17 protein-coding genes are annotated in these 17288 nt (G+C 64.4%); 5 read left to right on the top strand and 12 right to left on the bottom strand.

Annotation, left to right across the window (positions count from 1 at the left end; genetic code table 11):
• Positions 1 to 4: 4 nt before the first annotated feature.
• The 3 genes from ACFOW6_RS14935 to ACFOW6_RS14925 all read right to left on the bottom strand — a co-directional run bounded on the left by ACFOW6_RS14935 (position 5) and on the right by ACFOW6_RS14925 (position 3365).
• The gene (locus tag ACFOW6_RS14935) at positions 5 to 1087 is read right to left on the bottom strand and encodes a patatin-like phospholipase family protein (RefSeq protein WP_382423224.1); all 1083 of its coding nucleotides are present in this window, start codon (positions 1085 to 1087) and stop codon (positions 5 to 7) included.
• A 461-nt stretch (positions 1088 to 1548) separates the two neighbouring features.
• Positions 1549 to 2934, bottom strand: coding sequence for a PleD family two-component system response regulator (locus ACFOW6_RS14930; RefSeq protein ID WP_382423223.1), 1386 nt, complete (start codon positions 2932 to 2934; stop codon positions 1549 to 1551).
• 32 nt (positions 2935 to 2966) lie between these two features.
• Positions 2967 to 3365: a response regulator gene (locus ACFOW6_RS14925; RefSeq protein WP_382423222.1), complete on the bottom strand. Its 399-nt coding sequence runs from the start codon at positions 3363 to 3365 to the stop codon at positions 2967 to 2969.
• 241 nt (positions 3366 to 3606) lie between these two features.
• On the opposite strand from ACFOW6_RS14925, the gene ACFOW6_RS14920 reads away from it, so the two are divergent.
• Entirely contained in the window at positions 3607 to 4890 is a 1284-nt protein-coding gene (locus tag ACFOW6_RS14920; RefSeq protein WP_382423221.1) for a DNA polymerase IV, read from the top strand.
• 21 nt (positions 4891 to 4911) lie between these two features.
• Here the strand turns inward: ACFOW6_RS14920 and ACFOW6_RS14915 are convergent, their stop codons facing one another.
• Positions 4912 to 5757 (bottom strand): EipB family protein, encoded by an 846-nt coding sequence (locus ACFOW6_RS14915; protein WP_382423220.1) that lies wholly within the window; start codon positions 5755 to 5757, stop codon positions 4912 to 4914.
• Between the two features lie 275 nt (positions 5758 to 6032).
• Between ACFOW6_RS14915 and ACFOW6_RS14910 the strand changes: the two genes are divergently transcribed.
• The 4 genes from ACFOW6_RS14910 (at position 6033) to ACFOW6_RS14895 (ending at position 10426) form a co-directional block, all read left to right on the top strand.
• Positions 6033 to 6749, top strand: a complete 717-nt coding sequence (locus ACFOW6_RS14910; RefSeq protein ID WP_382423219.1) for a GGDEF domain-containing protein — start codon at positions 6033 to 6035, stop codon at positions 6747 to 6749.
• A gap of 102 nt (positions 6750 to 6851) precedes the next feature.
• Positions 6852 to 7907, top strand: coding sequence for a dienelactone hydrolase family protein (locus ACFOW6_RS14905; RefSeq protein WP_382423218.1), 1056 nt, complete (start codon positions 6852 to 6854; stop codon positions 7905 to 7907).
• A gap of 123 nt (positions 7908 to 8030) precedes the next feature.
• A complete protein-coding gene (locus tag ACFOW6_RS14900) occupies positions 8031 to 9413 on the top strand; it encodes a YcjX family GTP-binding protein (protein ID WP_382423217.1) in 1383 nt (460 codons plus the stop codon).
• A complete protein-coding gene (locus ACFOW6_RS14895) occupies positions 9410 to 10426 on the top strand; it encodes a TIGR01620 family protein (RefSeq protein ID WP_382423216.1) in 1017 nt (338 codons plus the stop codon). The genes ACFOW6_RS14900 and ACFOW6_RS14895 overlap by 4 nt, the downstream gene beginning before the upstream one ends.
• Before the next feature lie 11 nt (positions 10427 to 10437).
• Here ACFOW6_RS14895 and thiL read toward each other — a convergent pair whose 3' ends face one another.
• From thiL to glyA, 8 genes are read right to left on the bottom strand one after another with little or no spacing between them, the layout of a single operon-like run.
• Complete coding sequence (gene thiL, locus ACFOW6_RS14890; RefSeq protein WP_382423215.1) at positions 10438 to 11424, bottom strand: thiamine-phosphate kinase; 987 nt, start codon at positions 11422 to 11424, stop codon at positions 10438 to 10440.
• A gap of 34 nt (positions 11425 to 11458) precedes the next feature.
• Entirely contained in the window at positions 11459 to 11977 is a 519-nt protein-coding gene (nusB, locus tag ACFOW6_RS14885) for a transcription antitermination factor NusB (RefSeq protein WP_382423214.1), read from the bottom strand.
• 23 nt (positions 11978 to 12000) lie between these two features.
• Complete coding sequence (locus ACFOW6_RS14880; protein WP_382423213.1) at positions 12001 to 12519, bottom strand: 6,7-dimethyl-8-ribityllumazine synthase; 519 nt, start codon at positions 12517 to 12519, stop codon at positions 12001 to 12003.
• Between the two features lie 42 nt (positions 12520 to 12561).
• Positions 12562 to 13707 (bottom strand): 3,4-dihydroxy-2-butanone-4-phosphate synthase, encoded by a 1146-nt coding sequence (ribB, locus tag ACFOW6_RS14875; protein WP_382423212.1) that lies wholly within the window; start codon positions 13705 to 13707, stop codon positions 12562 to 12564.
• A 5-nt stretch (positions 13708 to 13712) separates the two neighbouring features.
• Positions 13713 to 14303, bottom strand: coding sequence for a riboflavin synthase (locus tag ACFOW6_RS14870; RefSeq protein WP_382423211.1), 591 nt, complete (start codon positions 14301 to 14303; stop codon positions 13713 to 13715).
• Between the two features lie 49 nt (positions 14304 to 14352).
• Positions 14353 to 15468, bottom strand: a complete 1116-nt coding sequence (gene ribD / locus ACFOW6_RS14865; RefSeq protein WP_382423210.1) for a bifunctional diaminohydroxyphosphoribosylaminopyrimidine deaminase/5-amino-6-(5-phosphoribosylamino)uracil reductase RibD — start codon at positions 15466 to 15468, stop codon at positions 14353 to 14355.
• Positions 15449 to 15910 carry a transcriptional regulator NrdR gene (gene nrdR / locus ACFOW6_RS14860; protein WP_382423209.1) on the bottom strand — a complete coding sequence of 154 codons (462 nt, stop codon included), beginning with the start codon at positions 15908 to 15910 and terminating at the stop codon, positions 15449 to 15451. The genes ribD and nrdR overlap by 20 nt, the downstream gene beginning before the upstream one ends.
• Before the next feature lie 29 nt (positions 15911 to 15939).
• Positions 15940 to 17253: a serine hydroxymethyltransferase gene (gene glyA, locus ACFOW6_RS14855; RefSeq protein ID WP_382423208.1), complete on the bottom strand. Its 1314-nt coding sequence runs from the start codon at positions 17251 to 17253 to the stop codon at positions 15940 to 15942.
• Positions 17254 to 17288 lie beyond the last annotated feature (35 nt).

The following is a 17288-nucleotide window of genomic DNA, read 5'->3' as shown; positions in this document are numbered from 1 at the left end:
GCGCCTACTCCGCTGACCCGTTTCTGCTCGACTGCTCAGGCCCCCCTACCGGACGCAGCGGATCGGCGAACAGTGCATCGAGATCAAAAGTGGAGCGCACACCGAGCCCGTCATAGTTCTCCTCAAGCCATCGCTCCGCCAAAGCCCTGCCACGCTCGTAAAGATAGCTGATGAAGTCCCATTCGGCATTGAGCTTGCTGGAGGAATCCAAGCCCTGCAGTTCCTCATCGGCATGGATGAGATGAATCCGCATGTCGCGGTAACGCTCCGTCTCGAGCCCCTCGGCCTCGATGAGTCTGTGCAGCAGCTGGATCGCCCGCAGGTCCTTGATGAGACTGGCATTGAAATTGATTTCATTCAGCCGGTTCAGGATCTCGCGGCCGGTGCGCGGCAGTTCGTTTCGGATCATTGGATTGATCTGGACAATGACCAGGTCGCGACAGCTGGTCTGGTCGACGAGGGGGTGAAGCGCCGGATTCCCGATATAGCCTCCGTCCCAGTATGCTTCGCCATCGATCTCCACCGCCTGATAAACCGATGGCAGGCAGGCCGAGGCCATGATCGTTTCGACCGACAGATGCGGCTGGGTAAAGACGCGCGCCTGTCCGTTGCGCACGTTGGTGGCGGTGACGAAGATCTTCGGCAACTCGCAAGAATTGACCTGATCGAAGTCTACCGTGCTGGAAACGAGGTCGCGCAACGGGTTGATATCAAGAGGATTAAGCTCATAGGGCGAGAACAGCCGCGTCAGGTTCTCGAAGAACAGGTAGCCAGGCGATCTGTTCAGGTTGAAGTCGCCAGTGAGTCGGTTCCACCAGGTGTTCTGCACGGGCGAAAAACGCGCCGCTTCGCTCACCGCTCGCCAGAAGGCGGCGAGCGACTCGCGCGCTCCCTCCCGACCGCCTTGGTGAAATCCTTGCGCCAGCACCACGGCATTCATTGCCCCCGCACTGGTCCCGCTGATGCCTGAGATCTCCAGACGCCCATCTTCCAGGATGCGGTCAAGCACTCCCCAGGTCAGCGCCCCGTGGGATCCGCCGCCCTGAAGCGCCAGATCGATCGTCTTGGTGGGCTGTTGCTGGACCATACCGTTTTCTTTGCTAACTCTTAACGGACAGACGAGACAACTTGCCCTAATGGCATTGCCTTTGGCGAGGCCACCCCGTCAGCACTCTCTCGCCTGCAACTTTGTCGCCAAACAGTCAACATCCCGAGACGATCGTTCGTTAACCCGCCGCTTGCATCCAGGAACCGTTCACCCATGCCATCATCCGCGTAACACCAGTGCGGAATTGGTTCACGGCAAACCATGGTCGACCCGCCTGAAGCAATCCGCCAGCGGTGGAGAGCGAAGCTTTTTCAGGGACGACGAGGTAAGATGTAAGCTTGGGGCCCAGGACCCGGATTATGAGGAGGCCTTCAGGCCGTATTGAGAAACCGCCTTTTCCAGCAAGAGAAGACTGTTTGTCTTATGTGTCTAGCGAAGCCTCGCGCACCGAAGACCACTTACTGGGACTGGACAGTCTTTCGGCGCGAGTCGAGCGCACTCTAACCGGCCACAGCCTCCGACATCACCACACGATCACGGCCTCCGCGCTTGGCCTCGTAGAGCGCGTGATCCGCCTCCTCGAGCAGGGTCTCGGGCTTGGCGGTGGGATCGCTTGTCACCGAAACGCCGATGGAGACCGAAACGGTCAGCGCACCGACCTGCTCGTTGATGTCCACAGCAAAACTGCCGATGCGTTCGCGCAGTCGCTCGGCAATGTTCAGGGCCTGCTCGGCGGTGGTGTCGGGCATGACCAGCACGAATTCCTCCCCGCCATAGCGCGACAGCAGGTCGAAATCGCGCACGTTCTCCTCGACGCGTCGACAGACTTCACAGAGAATCATGTCCCCCACGGCATGCCCGTGGGTGTCGTTGACCTCCTTGAAACGGTCGATATCGAAGATCAGCAGCGCCAGGGGTTTTCCCGTTTCGCGGATTTCGGGCAGCTTGCGGGTCAGGTAACTGTCCATGTAGCGCCTGTTGTAGACCCCCGTCAGGGAATCCGTGTAGGCCATGGACATGCCCTGATCCAGCATGCTGCGCAGGCGATTGTGATAGTGGCGTCGGCGCACCTGGGTGCGCACCCGCGCCAGCAGTTCGTTGTTGTCGATAGGCTTGAACAGATAGTCGGTCACCCCGAGGTCGAGCCCCTTGGCGAGACGCGGAAGATCCATGTCGTCCAGCACCAGCAGGATGGGAATGTGCCGGGTTTCCTCGTGACTGCGCAACTGGCTGCAGAAGCGCAGCCCGTCTTCTCCAGCCACCTCGATGCCCACCAGGATCAGATCGAAAAAGGGCGCGACGGAACACTGCTGCTGGGCATCCTGCAGGCTCTGGCTGAGCGTCACCTCATAGCCTTCCTCGCGCAGCTGCCCGCACAGTCTCTGGCCGTGCTGGGGCTGGCCGTCGACCACCAGGATATGGGCTTCGTTCAAGTCCTCCTTGGTGCCCATCTGGATCCGGTCATCCACGCTGAGGCCGGCGGCCGCCTGCCGCGCCCGCAGCTCGTCCATCAGGGTCTTCAGGCGCACCAGGGACCGCACGCGCGCAAAGAGGGCGATGTCGTTGACCGGTTTGGAGAGAAAATCATCGGCCCCCGCTTCCAGGCCGCGAACGCGATCGGATACATCCGTCAGGGCCGTGACCATCACCACGGGGATATGCCCCAAGGCGGGATTCTCGCGCAGACGTCGGCATACCTCGAAGCCATCCATACCCGGCATCATGACATCCAGAAGGATGACATCCGGCACCTCGCTCTCGGCGATCTCCAGCGCCGTAGGCCCGTCGCTTGCTGTCAGGACGTCGAAATACTCGGCGGTCAGCTTGGCTTCCAGAAGCCGAACATTGACCGGCGTGTCATCTACAACGAGGATTCTTGCGCTCATCTAACAGCAGATCCGCTTCAAGAGTCCGTGTCTCAATCCAGGAAGCGCCTGATCGTATCCAGGAAGTCCGTCACCGAAATCGGCTTGGCGATGTAGGCTTCGCAGCCCCCCTCCCGGATCTTCTCCTCGTCGCCCTTCATGGCGAAAGCGGTTACCGCGATGACGGGAATGGTGCTGAGATCGTCATCCTCCTTGATCCATTTGGTTACCTCAAGTCCCGAAACTTCTGGCAGCTGGATATCCATCAGGATCAGGTCCGGCTTGTGATGACGCGCCATGCGCAGCGCGTCCATGCCATCCTTGGTCTGGAGAATGTTGTAACCATGCGCTTCCAGCAGGTCGTGAAACAGCTTCATGTTGAGTTCGTTGTCCTCAACCACGAGAACCGTTTTCGTATCGCTGGCCGTGGCGATCGTCTCGACGTTGTCCATCCTAACCTCGTTCCTCGTCATTTCCACAACCGCGACTCCGGCTGATCCCACGCACCGGGGAACACTGGACTCGGGCTTGGCAACTTCATTCGCCTCCTAAAAGACGCCCCAATTTGGTAACATTCGATTAAGAGCAAGCACATCGATATACTAAAGCGCATATGCTTAACGTTATGCTTACGGATTGAAAACAATTTAACCCGTTCGAGCATCGATTTTCCCATGGTGCCCTCGGGTTCAGGTGCAGCAGGAGTTTCCTGTGAAAACGCTCTGTCGTGACTGCGTCACACTGACGACGGGGGAGGAGACGCCGCCCAGGCGGTGTCCTTCCTGCGGCGGCCCCCGACTCGTGCACCACACTGAACTGGAGAGCCTCAGTTTCGCCCACCTCGATTGCGACGCCTTCTATGCCAGTGTCGAGAAACGCGACCGGCCAGAGCTGCGCGACAAGCCGGTGATCGTCGGCGGCGGCCAGCGTGGCGTGGTCTCCGCCGCCTGCTATGTCGCCCGACTCTACGGCGTGCGTAGCGCCATGCCCATGTTCAAGGCGCTTTCGCTCTGTCCGGATGCCGAGGTCCTCCGGCCGGACATGGCCAAGTACCGCGAGGTCTCGCGCGCCATCCGGGACCGGATGTCGGCCCTGACGCCGCAGATCGAGCCCCTGTCCTTGGACGAGGCCTTTCTCGACCTGTCCGGGACGAGTCGCCTGCATCGTGCCAGTCCTGCCGAATGCCTGGCCAGGCTGGCCGCCGATATCGAGCGCGATCTCGCGGTCAGCGTCTCCATCGGACTGTCCACCTGCAAGCTGCTCGCCAAGATCGCCTCGGATCTGGACAAACCACGTGGCTTTGCCGTGATCGGCGCGTCCGAAGCTGCAGACTTCCTGGCCGACAAGCCGGTCTCCATTCTCTGGGGTGTGGGCAGTGCCCTGCAGAAGAAGCTGCTGTCGGACGGCATACGCCTTGTCCGCGACCTGAGACCCTACGAGGAAAGCGAACTGATGGCCCGCTACGGGGCCATGGGCCGGCGCCTCCATCTCTTTGCGCGTGGCCAGGATCCCCGCCCCATCGAGGCGGACGCCCCGGCCAAGAGCCTGTCCTCGGAGACAACCTTCGAGCAGGATATCCAGGACCTGGACAGCCTGCAGCACCATCTCTGGCCGCTCTGCGAAAAACTTGCCCGCCGTCTCCGGGACAAGGACGTGGCGGGCAAAACGGTCACTTTGAAACTGCGCACGGGCGATTTTCGGCTGCAAACCCGCAGCCGCCAGCTCTTTGCCCCCACCCAGTCGGCCGAAACACTCTATGAGATGGGGCACACGCTGCTGCGGGAAAACTGGAAACCGGGGGGCTATCGCCTGATCGGGATCGGGGCTGCGGACCTGGTTCGGGGCGAACTGGCCGACCCCCCGGACTTCCTGGATCCGCAACGCACCCGGCGCATCGCGGTCGAGAAGGCGATCGACGGCCTGAATCGCAAGCTGGGCACGGACGCCGTGCGCAAGGGCCGCAGTTTCACTCCCTGACGCGCCAGGGGCGGCGAACGCTCAGCATCCCGCGTCCGGCAGTTCCTCCAGCTTTGCCAAGTGGCCTTCCAGGGTGAAATCGCCGTAGTCGAAGCGCAGTTCGTCTGCAATTCCGTTGCGATAGAGCCGCAGGGTCTGTTCGTTGATCGGCAGCATCTCCCCGCGCTCTGGCTCGAAATAGGCCATGTGCAGGCGCCAGGACGGCTCGCCCCGCAGGGCCTCGAACTCGTCGAACGCCTCTTCCCCCTTATAGCTGCGCAGTTTGTGGACCGACACGCCGGCGTAGCCGTCATTGTCGCCCGAGCCATCGAACACCATGCGCCACAACGGCAAGGCACCGCGCCGGGCCTGGTCCAGAAGTTCGAAGCTGTGCCAGCTGGGCAGGACCGTCCCGGACGGCAACTTGACCTCACGTTCCTCGGGCGTATTGAAGGTGGCCGTGCCTTGCTGGCCAGGGGCGCTCAGATGCGCTTCTCCCTGTCTTTCGTCCGTCTTGCGGCCATCGGCGTAATGGCGGATGGAGAAGCGGTAGTGATCGCCCCGCTTGGCTTCCCACGAGGAAATCGACCAGCCGAAATCGACGACGGGACCTTCGCTGCGTTCCAGGAAGATGCGCGAACTCTGGTTGACCGTCCAGCCGGAGCAGCCGTCGGCCCATTCGAATTGCAGGCGGCCCGTGGCAGCCGCGATGTCGGGAGTGCTCTGCTCTCGCTCCAGGGTCAGGTCATAGGTGGCCCTGTGCGGTTGAAAATCCCCGGCGGATTTCGGAAAGGGCGTCGCAGCCCCAACCGGAGAGCCCAGTGCCATGGCCACAAAACCGCAGAGTATCGTCCAGACCGTAATCCTCACTGCACCTGACACCTTCATACCCCAAGTCCGGAGTCCTGACTGTTCCGAGCCGTATGGCTCTTCAAGCATACTTGGGCAGTCTATCACGGACAGCCTGTTGCTGCAGAGAAAACGAGGTCGCGGCAAGCGGCAAGAATTGCCCGCTTCTTCGGGCCTTCAGGGCAGTTCCTGCCCACTCGGATCAAGTCCGATCAGAGGCGCCCCAGCAGATCAGCCAATCCGGGATGCAAATTCTGGCCCGCTTCTTGCTTTCCCCTTGGCAAACACCCTCGCAGCAAGAAAGGGCAGGCATCATGGTATTTCGTACACTGGCTATCTACGACGATCCGGATTTGAACAGCACTCTCCTCTCGCGCCTCGGCGAACTCGGGCACCAAGATAGGCGAACGGCCCAGGATTCCCGTGCCGCTGAGAACGAGGACAGTCTCATGGAACGGCTGCGTATCCGGCTCGCCGACCAGAAGCGCCAGATCGCCGCTCAGGCCGAGCGGATTCGCGTGCTGGAAAGCCTTGCCGTTACCGACGAGCTTACCGGCCTGCTCAATCGGCGTGGTTTCCGGCAGAGCCTGGAACGGGCTTTGGCCGAGGCTGGCCGGCACAACGACATGGGCATCCTCGTGCTCTGCGACCTCGACAGCTTCAAGCAGGTCAACGACCGGCACGGCCATATCGCCGGCGATGTCGTGCTGCGTCATGTCGGCCACCTGCTGGAGCAGTATACCCGACGCAACGACTCTGTCTGTCGCATTGGCGGGGACGAGTTCGCCGTCCTGATGCCGCGCACGCCGCCAGTTCTCGCCGCCAGCTTGACCGAAAAACTGGAGAACCTGGTCAATCGCCAGTCGGTCGACTGGAACGGTGAGAGCATCCGCGTGAGTGGCAGCTTCGGCTACGAGACTTTCGATGGAAGCACGGATCCGACGACACTCTTCTCGCAAGCCGACCAGCTGCTCTATGAGCGCAAGCGCCGCCAACCGGTGGCCGAGCTGTTGAGGCAGGGGCTGGGCTGAAACCAAAGCCGCCGGCCTTATCCTGCGAGACGGCCATGACAGTGACAAAATCCGCCCTATCTCTGGTCCTGACGCATATGTCGCATGGAACAGGATGTGCAGATGAAAAGACAGTTCTGGCCGGCTTTCCTGGCCCTGCCGCTTGCGCTGCTGCTCTCCGGCACCGCCACAGCCTCGCACTTCGAACGCCTGCTGCAGGAATGGCCGTCTCGACAGGCGGTGGACAGCCAGCATGAAGAGGTCACCCTGACCTCCCACAGTCCCTTCATGCTCTCTGATGTGGGCGAGGGACCCGAGGCCAATCCGAAAACCGAGATCAGCGTCGACCTCTACCTGCCGGAGACAGCCTCGGCGGAGACCCCGGTCCCGGCCGTCGTCCTGTTGCACGGTGCATCGGGCGTAAGCTCCTCGCGCGAGCTCCTCTATGCCCGGCAGTTTGCCGAAATGGGCATCGCCGCTGCCGTGGTCGACGTCTTCGCCCCCCGGCGCGACATGGCCACCGGATTCATAGACCGGTTGCTGAACATTACGGAAACCATGATGCTGGCCGACGCCTATACAACCTTGAAGCATCTCGACGAACGCCCCGAGGTAGACGGCAGCCGGGTCGCCCTCATGGGCTTCTCGTACGGCGGCATGGCAACCGTGTTCGCGGCCTATGAGCAGGTGGCCGAGACCCTGGCGCCGGACGGTCAGCGCTTCGCCGCCCATGCCTCCTACTACGGCCCCTGCATCGCCCGGTTCGACGACAACGAGGCCACCGGTGCTCCCGTCCTGATGATGCTGGGCGGGGAGGACGAGATCACCGACCCCGAACGCTGTCGCGAGATTGCCCGGGAAATCGAGGAGGGCGGTTCCCCTACGGACATCATCGTCTACGAGAACGCCTATCACAAATGGGACGGCTCCCGCCCTGGCCCCTACCGCATCGGACGCAACCTGGCGCCCTGCGAATTCCGCGTCGACGAGCAGGGCAATGCCCGGGAAGGCCTGTTCGGGCTGGCCATGGACGGGCCCTTCATGCGCAAGGTCATTCTCGGCCTGTGCAGCGAAAGCGAGGGCTACCTGATGGGCCGCGATGACAAGGTCCGGGCGAAGTCCAACCGTGATGTAGGCGAGCTTCTGCGGCAGGCCTTCTCGGATCACGGCTCCTCCTGAACCCTCCTGCCCCGGTCGGCACAACCTTGAAGTTCCTGCCGGGTTTCCCCAAGCTTGAGCGGAACTTCGTGCTGCCTTCCCTTACCCAGCCTGCATGGCCAGGAGACAGGACCGAACACAACCGTGGTCAATGACTGGATCGATACGCTCGCGGACACCGGCCGCGGCCTTCTGGAACGCCGCCTGCGTCTCGGCATTACCGGCCTCTCGTCTTCCGGCAAGACCGTCCTGTTGACCGCGCTCGTGCAGGCGCTGCTCTATCCTGCCCGCCTGCAGGGGCTCACGGCTGTCCAGGAAGGCCGCTATCATGCCGCGGTCCTGCGCCCCCAGCCCAATCAGCACCTGCCGCGCTTTGCCTTCGAGAGCAACCTGCAGCACCTGTGCGAAGCGGGCGAATGGCCGCCGGGCACCCGCCGGCAGTCGGAACTGCGCCTGTCCATACGCTACCGCCCCACCGGCCTCCAAGGGCGCCTGGGAGATGCGGTATTGCATCTCGACCTGTTCGACTATCCTGGCGAATGGCTGCTGGACTTGGGGCTGCTGGCCCACGATCATGACAGCTGGTCCCGGGCCGTGCTGGAGGAAATGCAGCAGCCCGAACACCGGGCCGCCTCGCAGTCCTTCCGGGAGCTTCTGGCCGAACTCGACCCCGACACGCCCGATGCCGAGGCCGAACGCAAGGCCATGCAGGCCGCCAAAGCCTTCCGGAACTATCTGCGCCAACGGCAGGAGCAGGAGAAGCGCGCACTCCTGCTGCATCCCGGCCGTTTCCTCCTGCCCGGAGACCTGGAAGGAGCGCCGGTGCTGACCTTCGCGCCACTTCCCCCGGCCAGCTATGACACGGCTTGGCGTCGGCGCGGCCGCGGCCAGGACGAGTCGCTGCGCAGCCTCATGGAACAGCGCTTCAAGGCCTACCGCGACGAAATCGTACGCCCATTTCATCGCCGCCATTTCGCACGGCTCGACCGGCAACTGGTCCTCGTGGACCTGCTCGGACACCTGCAACATGGCAGCGAGGGGCTCAGGGCGCTCGATCGCGAGATGGAAAGCCTGCTGGACGCCATGCGGATCGGCCGCAGCTGGCTGCCGCGTGCCGTTCGTCCGGGAATCGACAGGGTCCTCTTCGCCGGCAGCAAGGCGGACCACATTCCGAGCGACCAGCACGACACCCTGACCGGCCTGCTGGCGCGCAGCCTGGCTGGTAGCCTGCGCCAGAGCCGATTCCGCGGCGCGGAGAGTGAAACCATGGCCATTGCCGCACTGCGCGCCACGCGGGAAGTGAGACAATCTCACCGCCCGGACCGTCGCTACCTCGCCGGACGCCCGATCGGAAACGAGGCTGAGGTCGCACATTATCCGGGGCAGCTGTCCGCGGAAGGCCTGCCGCCGGAGGGCTTCGAGGCGCTCGCGTTCCGGCCGCCGGCCGGACTTCACGCGGATGGGGCCTGGCCGCACATCCGTCTCGACAAGGCCCTGCAATACCTGATCGGAGACCGCCTGGGATGACCGAGGATCGACGACCGGAAACCCGCTCGCTGCAGGACGGTGGCGATGAGTCGAGGACGGGACGTGACGTTCGCCCGGAGACCCGGAGTCCCAGCGGCATGCACCCCCTCCCGGAAGCCGAAGGCGGCGCGGAAAGCTTTACTCACCCCCTGGGTCGGCGCTCGCTGGCCGGACGCCTGCTGTGGACAGGACTCGGACTGCTGCTGGCCACCGGCTTCGGCATGGCGCTCGATGCCCTGGTCACGGAAATCCTGGCCAGCGAGTCCTGGTACCACTGGGCCCTGCTGGCCGCCTGTGGCCTGTTGCTATTGGGCGGCCTGCTGCTCATGCTGCGCGAACTTGCTGCCCTTCTGCGCCTGCGCCGCCTGTCCCACCTGCAAGCGCGCAGTCCCTCCGCCCGCCAGGACCATGTGGAAGCCGGGCGGCTTCTGGGCGAACTGCTCTCCCTCTACGGCCGGCGGCCCGTCAGCGAATGGGCCGTGGCAGCCTGGCGCGAGCGCGAGGCTGATCTGGGCGACGACCGGGAGAAACTGGAAGCCTTCGAGCAAGAGGTCATCGTTCCCCTGGACCAGCGGGCCGCCGCGATCATCACCGCCGCCACGCGCCGCAGTGGCTTCATCAATGTGCTGAGCCCCTTCGCGGTCTTCGACATGTTGGCCACCGCCCTCATCGATCTGCGCATGGTGGCGCGCCTTGCCCGTCTCTACGGCGGGCGCCCGGGCGGATTGGCCAGCCTGCGCCTGCTGCGCATCGCCTTCCTGGACGTGCTGGCCGCTGGCACGCTGGAAGCCGCGGACGAAACCCTGGGCGACCTGGTGGGCGCCAGCGTCACCGCACGGCTCTCCGGAAAGGCGGGCGCGGCCCTGGTCAACGGCCTCTTCACCGCGCGCCTGGGCCTGGCCGCGGCCGAGGCCTGCCGGCCCATGGACTGGCAGACCGCACGCCCTTCGGCGCGGCGCCTGGTGATGAAGGCTCTCTATCCCGGCCGCTCGGAACAACGAGAGGAAGGGTAGCCAGGAGCGCATCAGAAGTGCGTCCAGCCCGCCTGGGCCACGGCCACGTCCCGTCCCTGCACATCCAGCAGGCGCACGCTGTCCCCTTGCGTCATGCGCCCGATACGGGAGATGGCAACGCCACTGTCTCCGGACAGTCGTTCCACGGCATCCCTCTTCTCCTGCGGCGCCGTAAACAGCAGCTGGTAGTCGTCGCCGCCACTCACCACGTCCTGCAAGCGTTCCGGGACAGCCTCGACCAGCCGGCGCACCTCCGGAGCAAGGGGCAACCGGGTTACCTCGACCTCCGCACCCAGGCCGGATCCATTCGCAATGTGCCCCAGATCCCCCATCAAGCCGTCGGAAACGTCCAGGCAGGCCGTGGCCAGCCCCGGCAGCAGAGGGCCGAGCTGTACGGGCGGATCGGGCAGGCGATAGGCCGCCTCGAGCCTGTCCAGCTGTCCGGCGGTCAGATCGGGCAGTTTCTCTGCGGCCTGGCCCAGACGCACGAAGAGGCCCAGCGCCGCCTCGCCCAGGCGACCGGTCAGATAGATATCCTCGCCCGCACGAGCGGTCCCGCGCTGAAGGGCCTGTCCCCTTGGTACTTCGCCCAGGGCCGTCAGGGTGAGCGTCAGCGGCCCGGGTGTGCGCAGGGTATCCCCTCCCAGCAGTACCACGTCGTAGATGTCCTGATCCCTCCCGAACCCCGTGGCAAAGGCCTCCAGCCAGGTTTCGTCTTGGTCGCCGGAAAGCGCGAGAGAAAGGAGATAGCCTCTGGGACGCGCGGCCATGGCTGCCAAGTCCGAGAGATTGACGCGCAACAGCTTGCGCGCAATCAGGTCCGGTGGATCATCGGGCAGGAAATGCACGCCCTCCACCATGCTGTCCAGGGTCGTGACCAGGCTGTGCTCGGCCGGGACATCCAGGATCGCGGCATCGTTGAGCAGGGCATAGGCGCCCCTTTCCCCCACGGCCAGGGGCGCGAAGTAACGCGCGATCAGGTCGAATTCCGCCTCCATGGCAAGGAAGCCCTCCGGACTGCTGCCGACCTCGTCAGCCGGTCTCGAATTCCTCGCTGCGCAGGCTGCGCGCGATCCTGTCCAGCATGCCGTTTACCATGGCGGGTTCCCGGTCATTGAAGAAGTCATGGGCCAGGTCGACATACTCGTTGATGGCGGCCTTGGCGGAAAACTCGAGCCGATGGCCGATCTCGTAGGTGCCCGCGCGCAGGATCAGGCGCAGCAGGAATTCCAGCCGCTCCACCTGCCAGCCCTCGGAGATGACGGCACTCAACATGTCATCCAGGTCCGCGGCCTCGCGATGCACGCCGCGCACCAGCTCGGTGAACAGCTTCTGGTCCACTTCGCCCAGCGAATAGCCCTCGATTTCCTCGTCGGTGCGGTATTTCAGGAACTCGAGAATCACCGCCTCCGTGGAGGCCTTGTTCATCTCGATCTGGTAGAGCGCCTGCACGGCCGCCAGGCGCGCAGCCCGGCGCTTGCGCACGCTCTTGTGCACTTGCGGCTTCTGTGTGTCGCCGTTCTCGGTTTCTGACCCTGTCACCTTGTCCATTCTCTTTCCGGAGACCGCTCCGCTCATCTGGCGGAGAATCCGAACCCGCGGGAGATCTCGATCATCCGCAGGCAGGCTTCGGCCGCATCGGCCCCCTTGTTCTTGCGCTTGCGGTCGGCCCGCGCCCAGGCCTGATCCTCATTCTCTACGGTCAGTATGCCATAGCCGATCGGCACGAACATCCGGCAACCCAGGTCGCGCAAGCCGCGGGCGCTTTCCTCGCAGACATAGTCGTAGTGGCTGGTCTCTCCCCGGATCACGCAGCCCAGGGCGACGTAGCCGTCATAGACCCGAGTGGCATCGCGCCGGCCGGCTTCCGCTGCCATGGCGATGGCGGCCGGAATTTCGAAGGCGCCCGGCACGGAAAGGCGCTCAATCCTGGCATCTGCAGCGTCCAGGGCCTCGGCCGCCCCTGCGTAGAGTTCATCAGAAATATCTTCGTAAAAGCGTGCCTCGACGATCAGGACACGTGGTGACTGTCTCATGAACGATCCGTTTCTTTTCTCTCTGTCTGGCCTTGCGTCAAGGCCGCGCCGGTCCAACGCGCCCCAGCTATCGGGGATACCTCCCGCCAGGGCAAGCCCTTACTGTGCAGGACGCACGGCTTTCTGCCCCACCACCTTCAGGCCATATCCCTCCAGCCCGACAATGGTATGGCGCGTGTTGTGCAGCAGGATCATCTCGCGCACCCCCAGATCCAGCAGGATCTGGGCGCCCTCGCCGTAGTCGCGCAGTTCCGTGCTGGGTATGCTGTCCTGGCCGCCGCGGTTCTTCAGGCGTTCTGAAATCGAGACCGGCGAAGGATCGCGAATCAGGACGACCACGCCTCGGCCCTCCTGTCCGACCAGATCCATGGCCTCCTGCAGCTCGCCGCCCCGGCCCTGGGTGCGATCCGAAAGCACGTCGTCCAGAACCGAAAGTGCATGCACCCGCACCGGCACCGGCGCGCCGTCTACAATATCGCCCTTCACCAGGGCCACATGCTCGGCCTGGGTGATGGTGTTGCGATAGACCGAGAGATTGAACAGGCCGCCGTGCCGGCTGTCGAACTCCTGGGTCATAACCTTTTCCACCAGGCGATCATGCCGCCGGCGATAGGCGATCAGGTCGGCGATGGTGGCCAGTTTCAGACCATGCGACTGGGCGAAGGCGATCAGGTCGTCGCGCCGCGCCATGGTGCCGTCGTCGTTCATGATCTCGCAGATCACGCCCGAGGGATTGAGGCCGGCCAGCCGCGCGATATCCACCGCCGCCTCCGTATGACCCGTGCGCTCCAGCACGCCGCCGTCGCGTGCCAGCAGGGGGAAGACATGGCCCGGCGTGGCAATGTCCTCCGCGGTACTGGAAGGGTCTATGGCAACCGCGATGGTCCGCGCACGGTCCGGAGCCGATATGCCGGTGGTCACCCCTTCCCTGGCCTCGATGGACACCGTGAAGGCCGTCTCGTGGCGCGATTCGTTCTTGCTCGACATCATGGGCAGGCCCAGGGACTCGATACGCTCGCGCGTCAGCGCCAGGCAGATCAGGCCACGCCCGTACTTGGCCATGAAGTTGATGGCCTCGGGCCCCGCCATCTGTGCCGGGATGACCAGGTCGCCCTCGTTCTCGCGATCCTCGTCATCCACCAGGACGAACATGCGCCCGTTGCGCGCCTCCTCGATGATGTCCTCGATCGGCGAGACCAGTTCGCGAAAGGTGACGCGCCAGGGCTCGACGTTTGATTCTGACATGCTTTTCAATCCTGTTGGGCCATGAGGCGCGCAACGTAGCGCGCCAGAAGGTCGATTTCCAGATTAACGCGGTTTCCCGCCTCGTAGCGGCCGAAGGTGGTGACCTGCGCCGTGTGGGGAATGATGTTGACACCGAACTCGGCCCCCTCGACCTCGTTGACGGTCAGTGAGACGCCGTCCAGCGTCACCGAGCCCTTGGGTGCGATGTAGCGCGCCAGGTGCCCGGGGGCGCGCAAGGAAAAGCGCAGTGACCCCCCCTCGGGCCGGATCTCCAGGATCTCGGCAATCCCGTCCACATGGCCCGAAACCAGGTGACCGCCGAGTTCGTCGCCCAGCCGCAGCGCCCGTTCCAGGTTGACGCGATGGTCCGGCTGCCAGTCCCCCAGAGTCGTCTTCGACAGCGTTTCGCCCGAGACGTCCACGGCAAACCAGCCCTCGCCTTTCTCCACGACACTGAGACAGCAGCCGTTGCAGGCGATGGAGGCGCCAATGGCCACTTCGCCCAGGGGATAGGAGGTGGCAATGCGAAAACGCTTGTCCTCCATGCCCTCGCTCCCGAGAAGCCGCCCCAGGTCGCTTACCAGTCCCGTGAACATGCGTGCCGTCCGATCATCAATGTGGAAATGTCCTGATACGCCTGGGCCATCAGGCGGCTTCACGCCGGTAGCGCTCCAGCAGGTCCGCGCCCAGCTGTTCCAGATCCTCTCGCTGGAAGATGGGAGCCTGCAACAGGCTTTCCAGATGCAGGGCCGCCATGCCGGACAGGCCATCCGCCCCGATCACCATCGGCGCCCTGAACCACTCCAGGCGGTCCACGAGTCCGGCCTGCAGGAAGGCAGTGGCTGTCTGCGCTCCGCCTTCCAGCAGGACGCGCGTCAGGCCACGTTGCGCCAGGTGCTGCAACACGGTTTCGGGAAAGTCGCTCTCATCCGTGGTGGACGCCGCTTCCACGACCTCTACGCCGCCATCCCGATAGGGTGCCAGTTCCTCGTCGGAATGCCCCGGGGCGGTGAACAGCAGGGTGGCCCTGTCCCGGGCCCGGGAAACCAGGTCATGGCCATGCGGCAGGCGCAGACGGCGATCCAGCACCACCCGCAGGGGCGAGCGATCCTCGAGCCCCGGCAGGCGTGCGTCCAGGCGGGGGTCGTCGGCAAGGGCCGTTCCGGCCCCCACCAGGATGGCGTCGTGTCCGGCACGCAGCAGGTGCGCGCGGGCCCGGGCGGCTTCACCGGTGATCCACTTGCTCTCGCCCGAAGCCAGGGCGATCCGGCCATCCAGCGAGGTCGCCAGCTTGAGGGTGAGCAGGGGGCGGCTTGCCAGCTTGTTCAGGAAGAAGCCGCGGTTCAGTTCTTGCGCCTCCTCGGCAAACAGCCCGATCTCCACCTCGATGCCGGCAGCCCGCAGGGCAGCGATCCCGCGCCCGGAAACGCGCGGATCGGGATCCTCGCAGGAGATCACGCAGCGCGCCACGCCCGCCGCGGTCAGGGCATCGGTGCACGGCGGCGTCTTGCCGTGGTGCGAGCAAGGCTCAAGGCTGATATAGGCGGTCGCACCACGGGCAGCCTCTCCGGCCCGGTGCAGCGCCTCGGTCTCTGCATGGGGGCGACCGCCCGGCTGGGTCCAGCCGCGGCCGACGGCCCGGCCCTCGGCCACGATGATACAGCCCACCGTGGGATTGGGCGCGACCCGGCCCAGCCCGCGGCGGGCCAACGCCAGGGCCGAGGCCATCCACAGCCTGTCTTCAGAGCTCGCCTTCGCCACCGATCTTGCCTACGAACTCGCCGAAATCACTGGCCTCGCGGAAGTTCCTGTAGACCGAGGCAAAGCGTACGTAGGCCACGCCGTCCAGGGAGGCCAGGGCATCCATGACCATTTCGCCGACGACCTTGCTGGGAATCTCGGTCTCACCGGAACTCTCAAGGCGCCGCACGATCCCGTTGACGACCCGTTCCAGCCGCTCGGTGTCCACCGGGCGCTTCTGCAAGGCGATCTGCATCGAGCGCATCAGCTTGTCACGATCGAAGGGCTGGCGCTTGCCATCGGACTTGACGATGGTCAGCTCGCGCAGCTGGACCCGTTCGAAGGTGGTAAACCGTGCCCCGCAGTTCGGGCAGAGACGGCGCCGCCGGATCGCGGAGTTGTCCTCCGTCGGACGGGAGTCCTTCACCTGTGTGTCGTCGTGGCTGCAAAACGGACAGCGCATCGTCTTCTACCCCTGCCAGGTCCTGTGGATCAGTCGATCAGATCCGGATAGATCGGAAAGCGCTGACAGAGCGAGCGGACCTTGTCGTAGACGGCGGTCTCGGTCTTGCTGTTGTCCTCGCGGTTGTCCGCCACGCCATCGAGCACCTCGACGATCATCTGGCCCACCTGGCGGAATTCCTCGGCTCCGAAGCCACGGGTCGTGCCGGCCGGCGTTCCCAGGCGAATGCCCGAGGTGACAGCCGGCTTTTCCGGATCGAAGGGCACGCCGTTCTTGTTGCAGGTGATCCCCGCCTTGTCCAAGGTCACCTCGGCGATATTGCCGGTCAGGCCCTTCGGGCGCAGGTCCACCAGCACAACGTGCGTGTCGGTTCCGCCCGTCACGATGTCCAGGCCGCCGTCCTTCAAGGTCTCGGCCAGGATCTTGGCATTCTCGACCACCTGAGCGGCATAGGACTTGAACGAGGGCTTCAGCGCCTCGCCGAAGGCCGCCGCCTTGCCGGCGATGGCATGCATCAGCGGTCCGCCCTGCAGTCCCGGGAAGGCGGCCGAGTTGATCTTCTTGCCAATCTCCTCGCTGTTGGTCAGCACCATGCCGCCGCGCGCCCCGCGCAGGGTCTTGTGGGTGGTGGTGGTCACCACGTCCGCATGGGGCAGCGGACTGGGATGCACGCCCGCGGCGACGAGACCGGCGAAGTGCGCCATGTCCACCATGAACAGCGCCCCCACCTCGTCGGCGATCTCGCGGAAGCGTTCGAAATCGATATGGCGCGGATAGGCCGAGCCGCCGGTGATGATCATCTTCGGCTTGTGCTCGCGCGCCAGACGCGCGATCTCGTCGAAGTCCATCAGGCCGTCCTCACGGCGCACACCGTACTGCACCGGCTCGAACCACTTGCCCGAGAGGTTCGGCGCCGCACCGTGGGTCAGGTGCCCCCCAGCCGAGAGCGACAGACCCATGAAGGTCTCCCCCGGCTTCATGAGGGCCAGGAAGACCGCCTGGTTGGCCTGGGCGCCGGAGTGCGGCTGGACGTTGGCGAAGCTGCAGCCGAAGAGTTTCTTCGCCCGCTCGATGGCCAGCTTCTCCACAACGTCCACATGCTCGCAGCCGCCGTAGTAGCGGCGCCCGGGATAGCCCTCGGCATACTTGTTGGTCAGCACCGAGCCCTGGGCTTCCAGCACGGCGCGCGAGACGATGTTCTCGGAGGCGATCAGTTCGATCTGGTTCTGCTGGCGGTCCAGCTCGTCCTCGATGGCGTGCGCCAGGTCGGGATCGCTTTCATCGAGCCCGGCGGTGAAGAAATTGTCCTCGGTCATGGCGGACTTTGCAGCTTGTGCAGTCATATCGTTATATTCCTCGACGTTTTGGTGTCGGAGCA

This window comes from Fodinicurvata halophila, assembly GCF_042651425.1.
Lineage (GTDB): Bacteria > Pseudomonadota > Alphaproteobacteria > Kiloniellales > DSM-21159 > Fodinicurvata > Fodinicurvata halophila.
The sequence above is the reverse complement of the archived record's forward strand: the minus strand, read 5'-3'. Positions and strand labels throughout refer to the sequence as shown.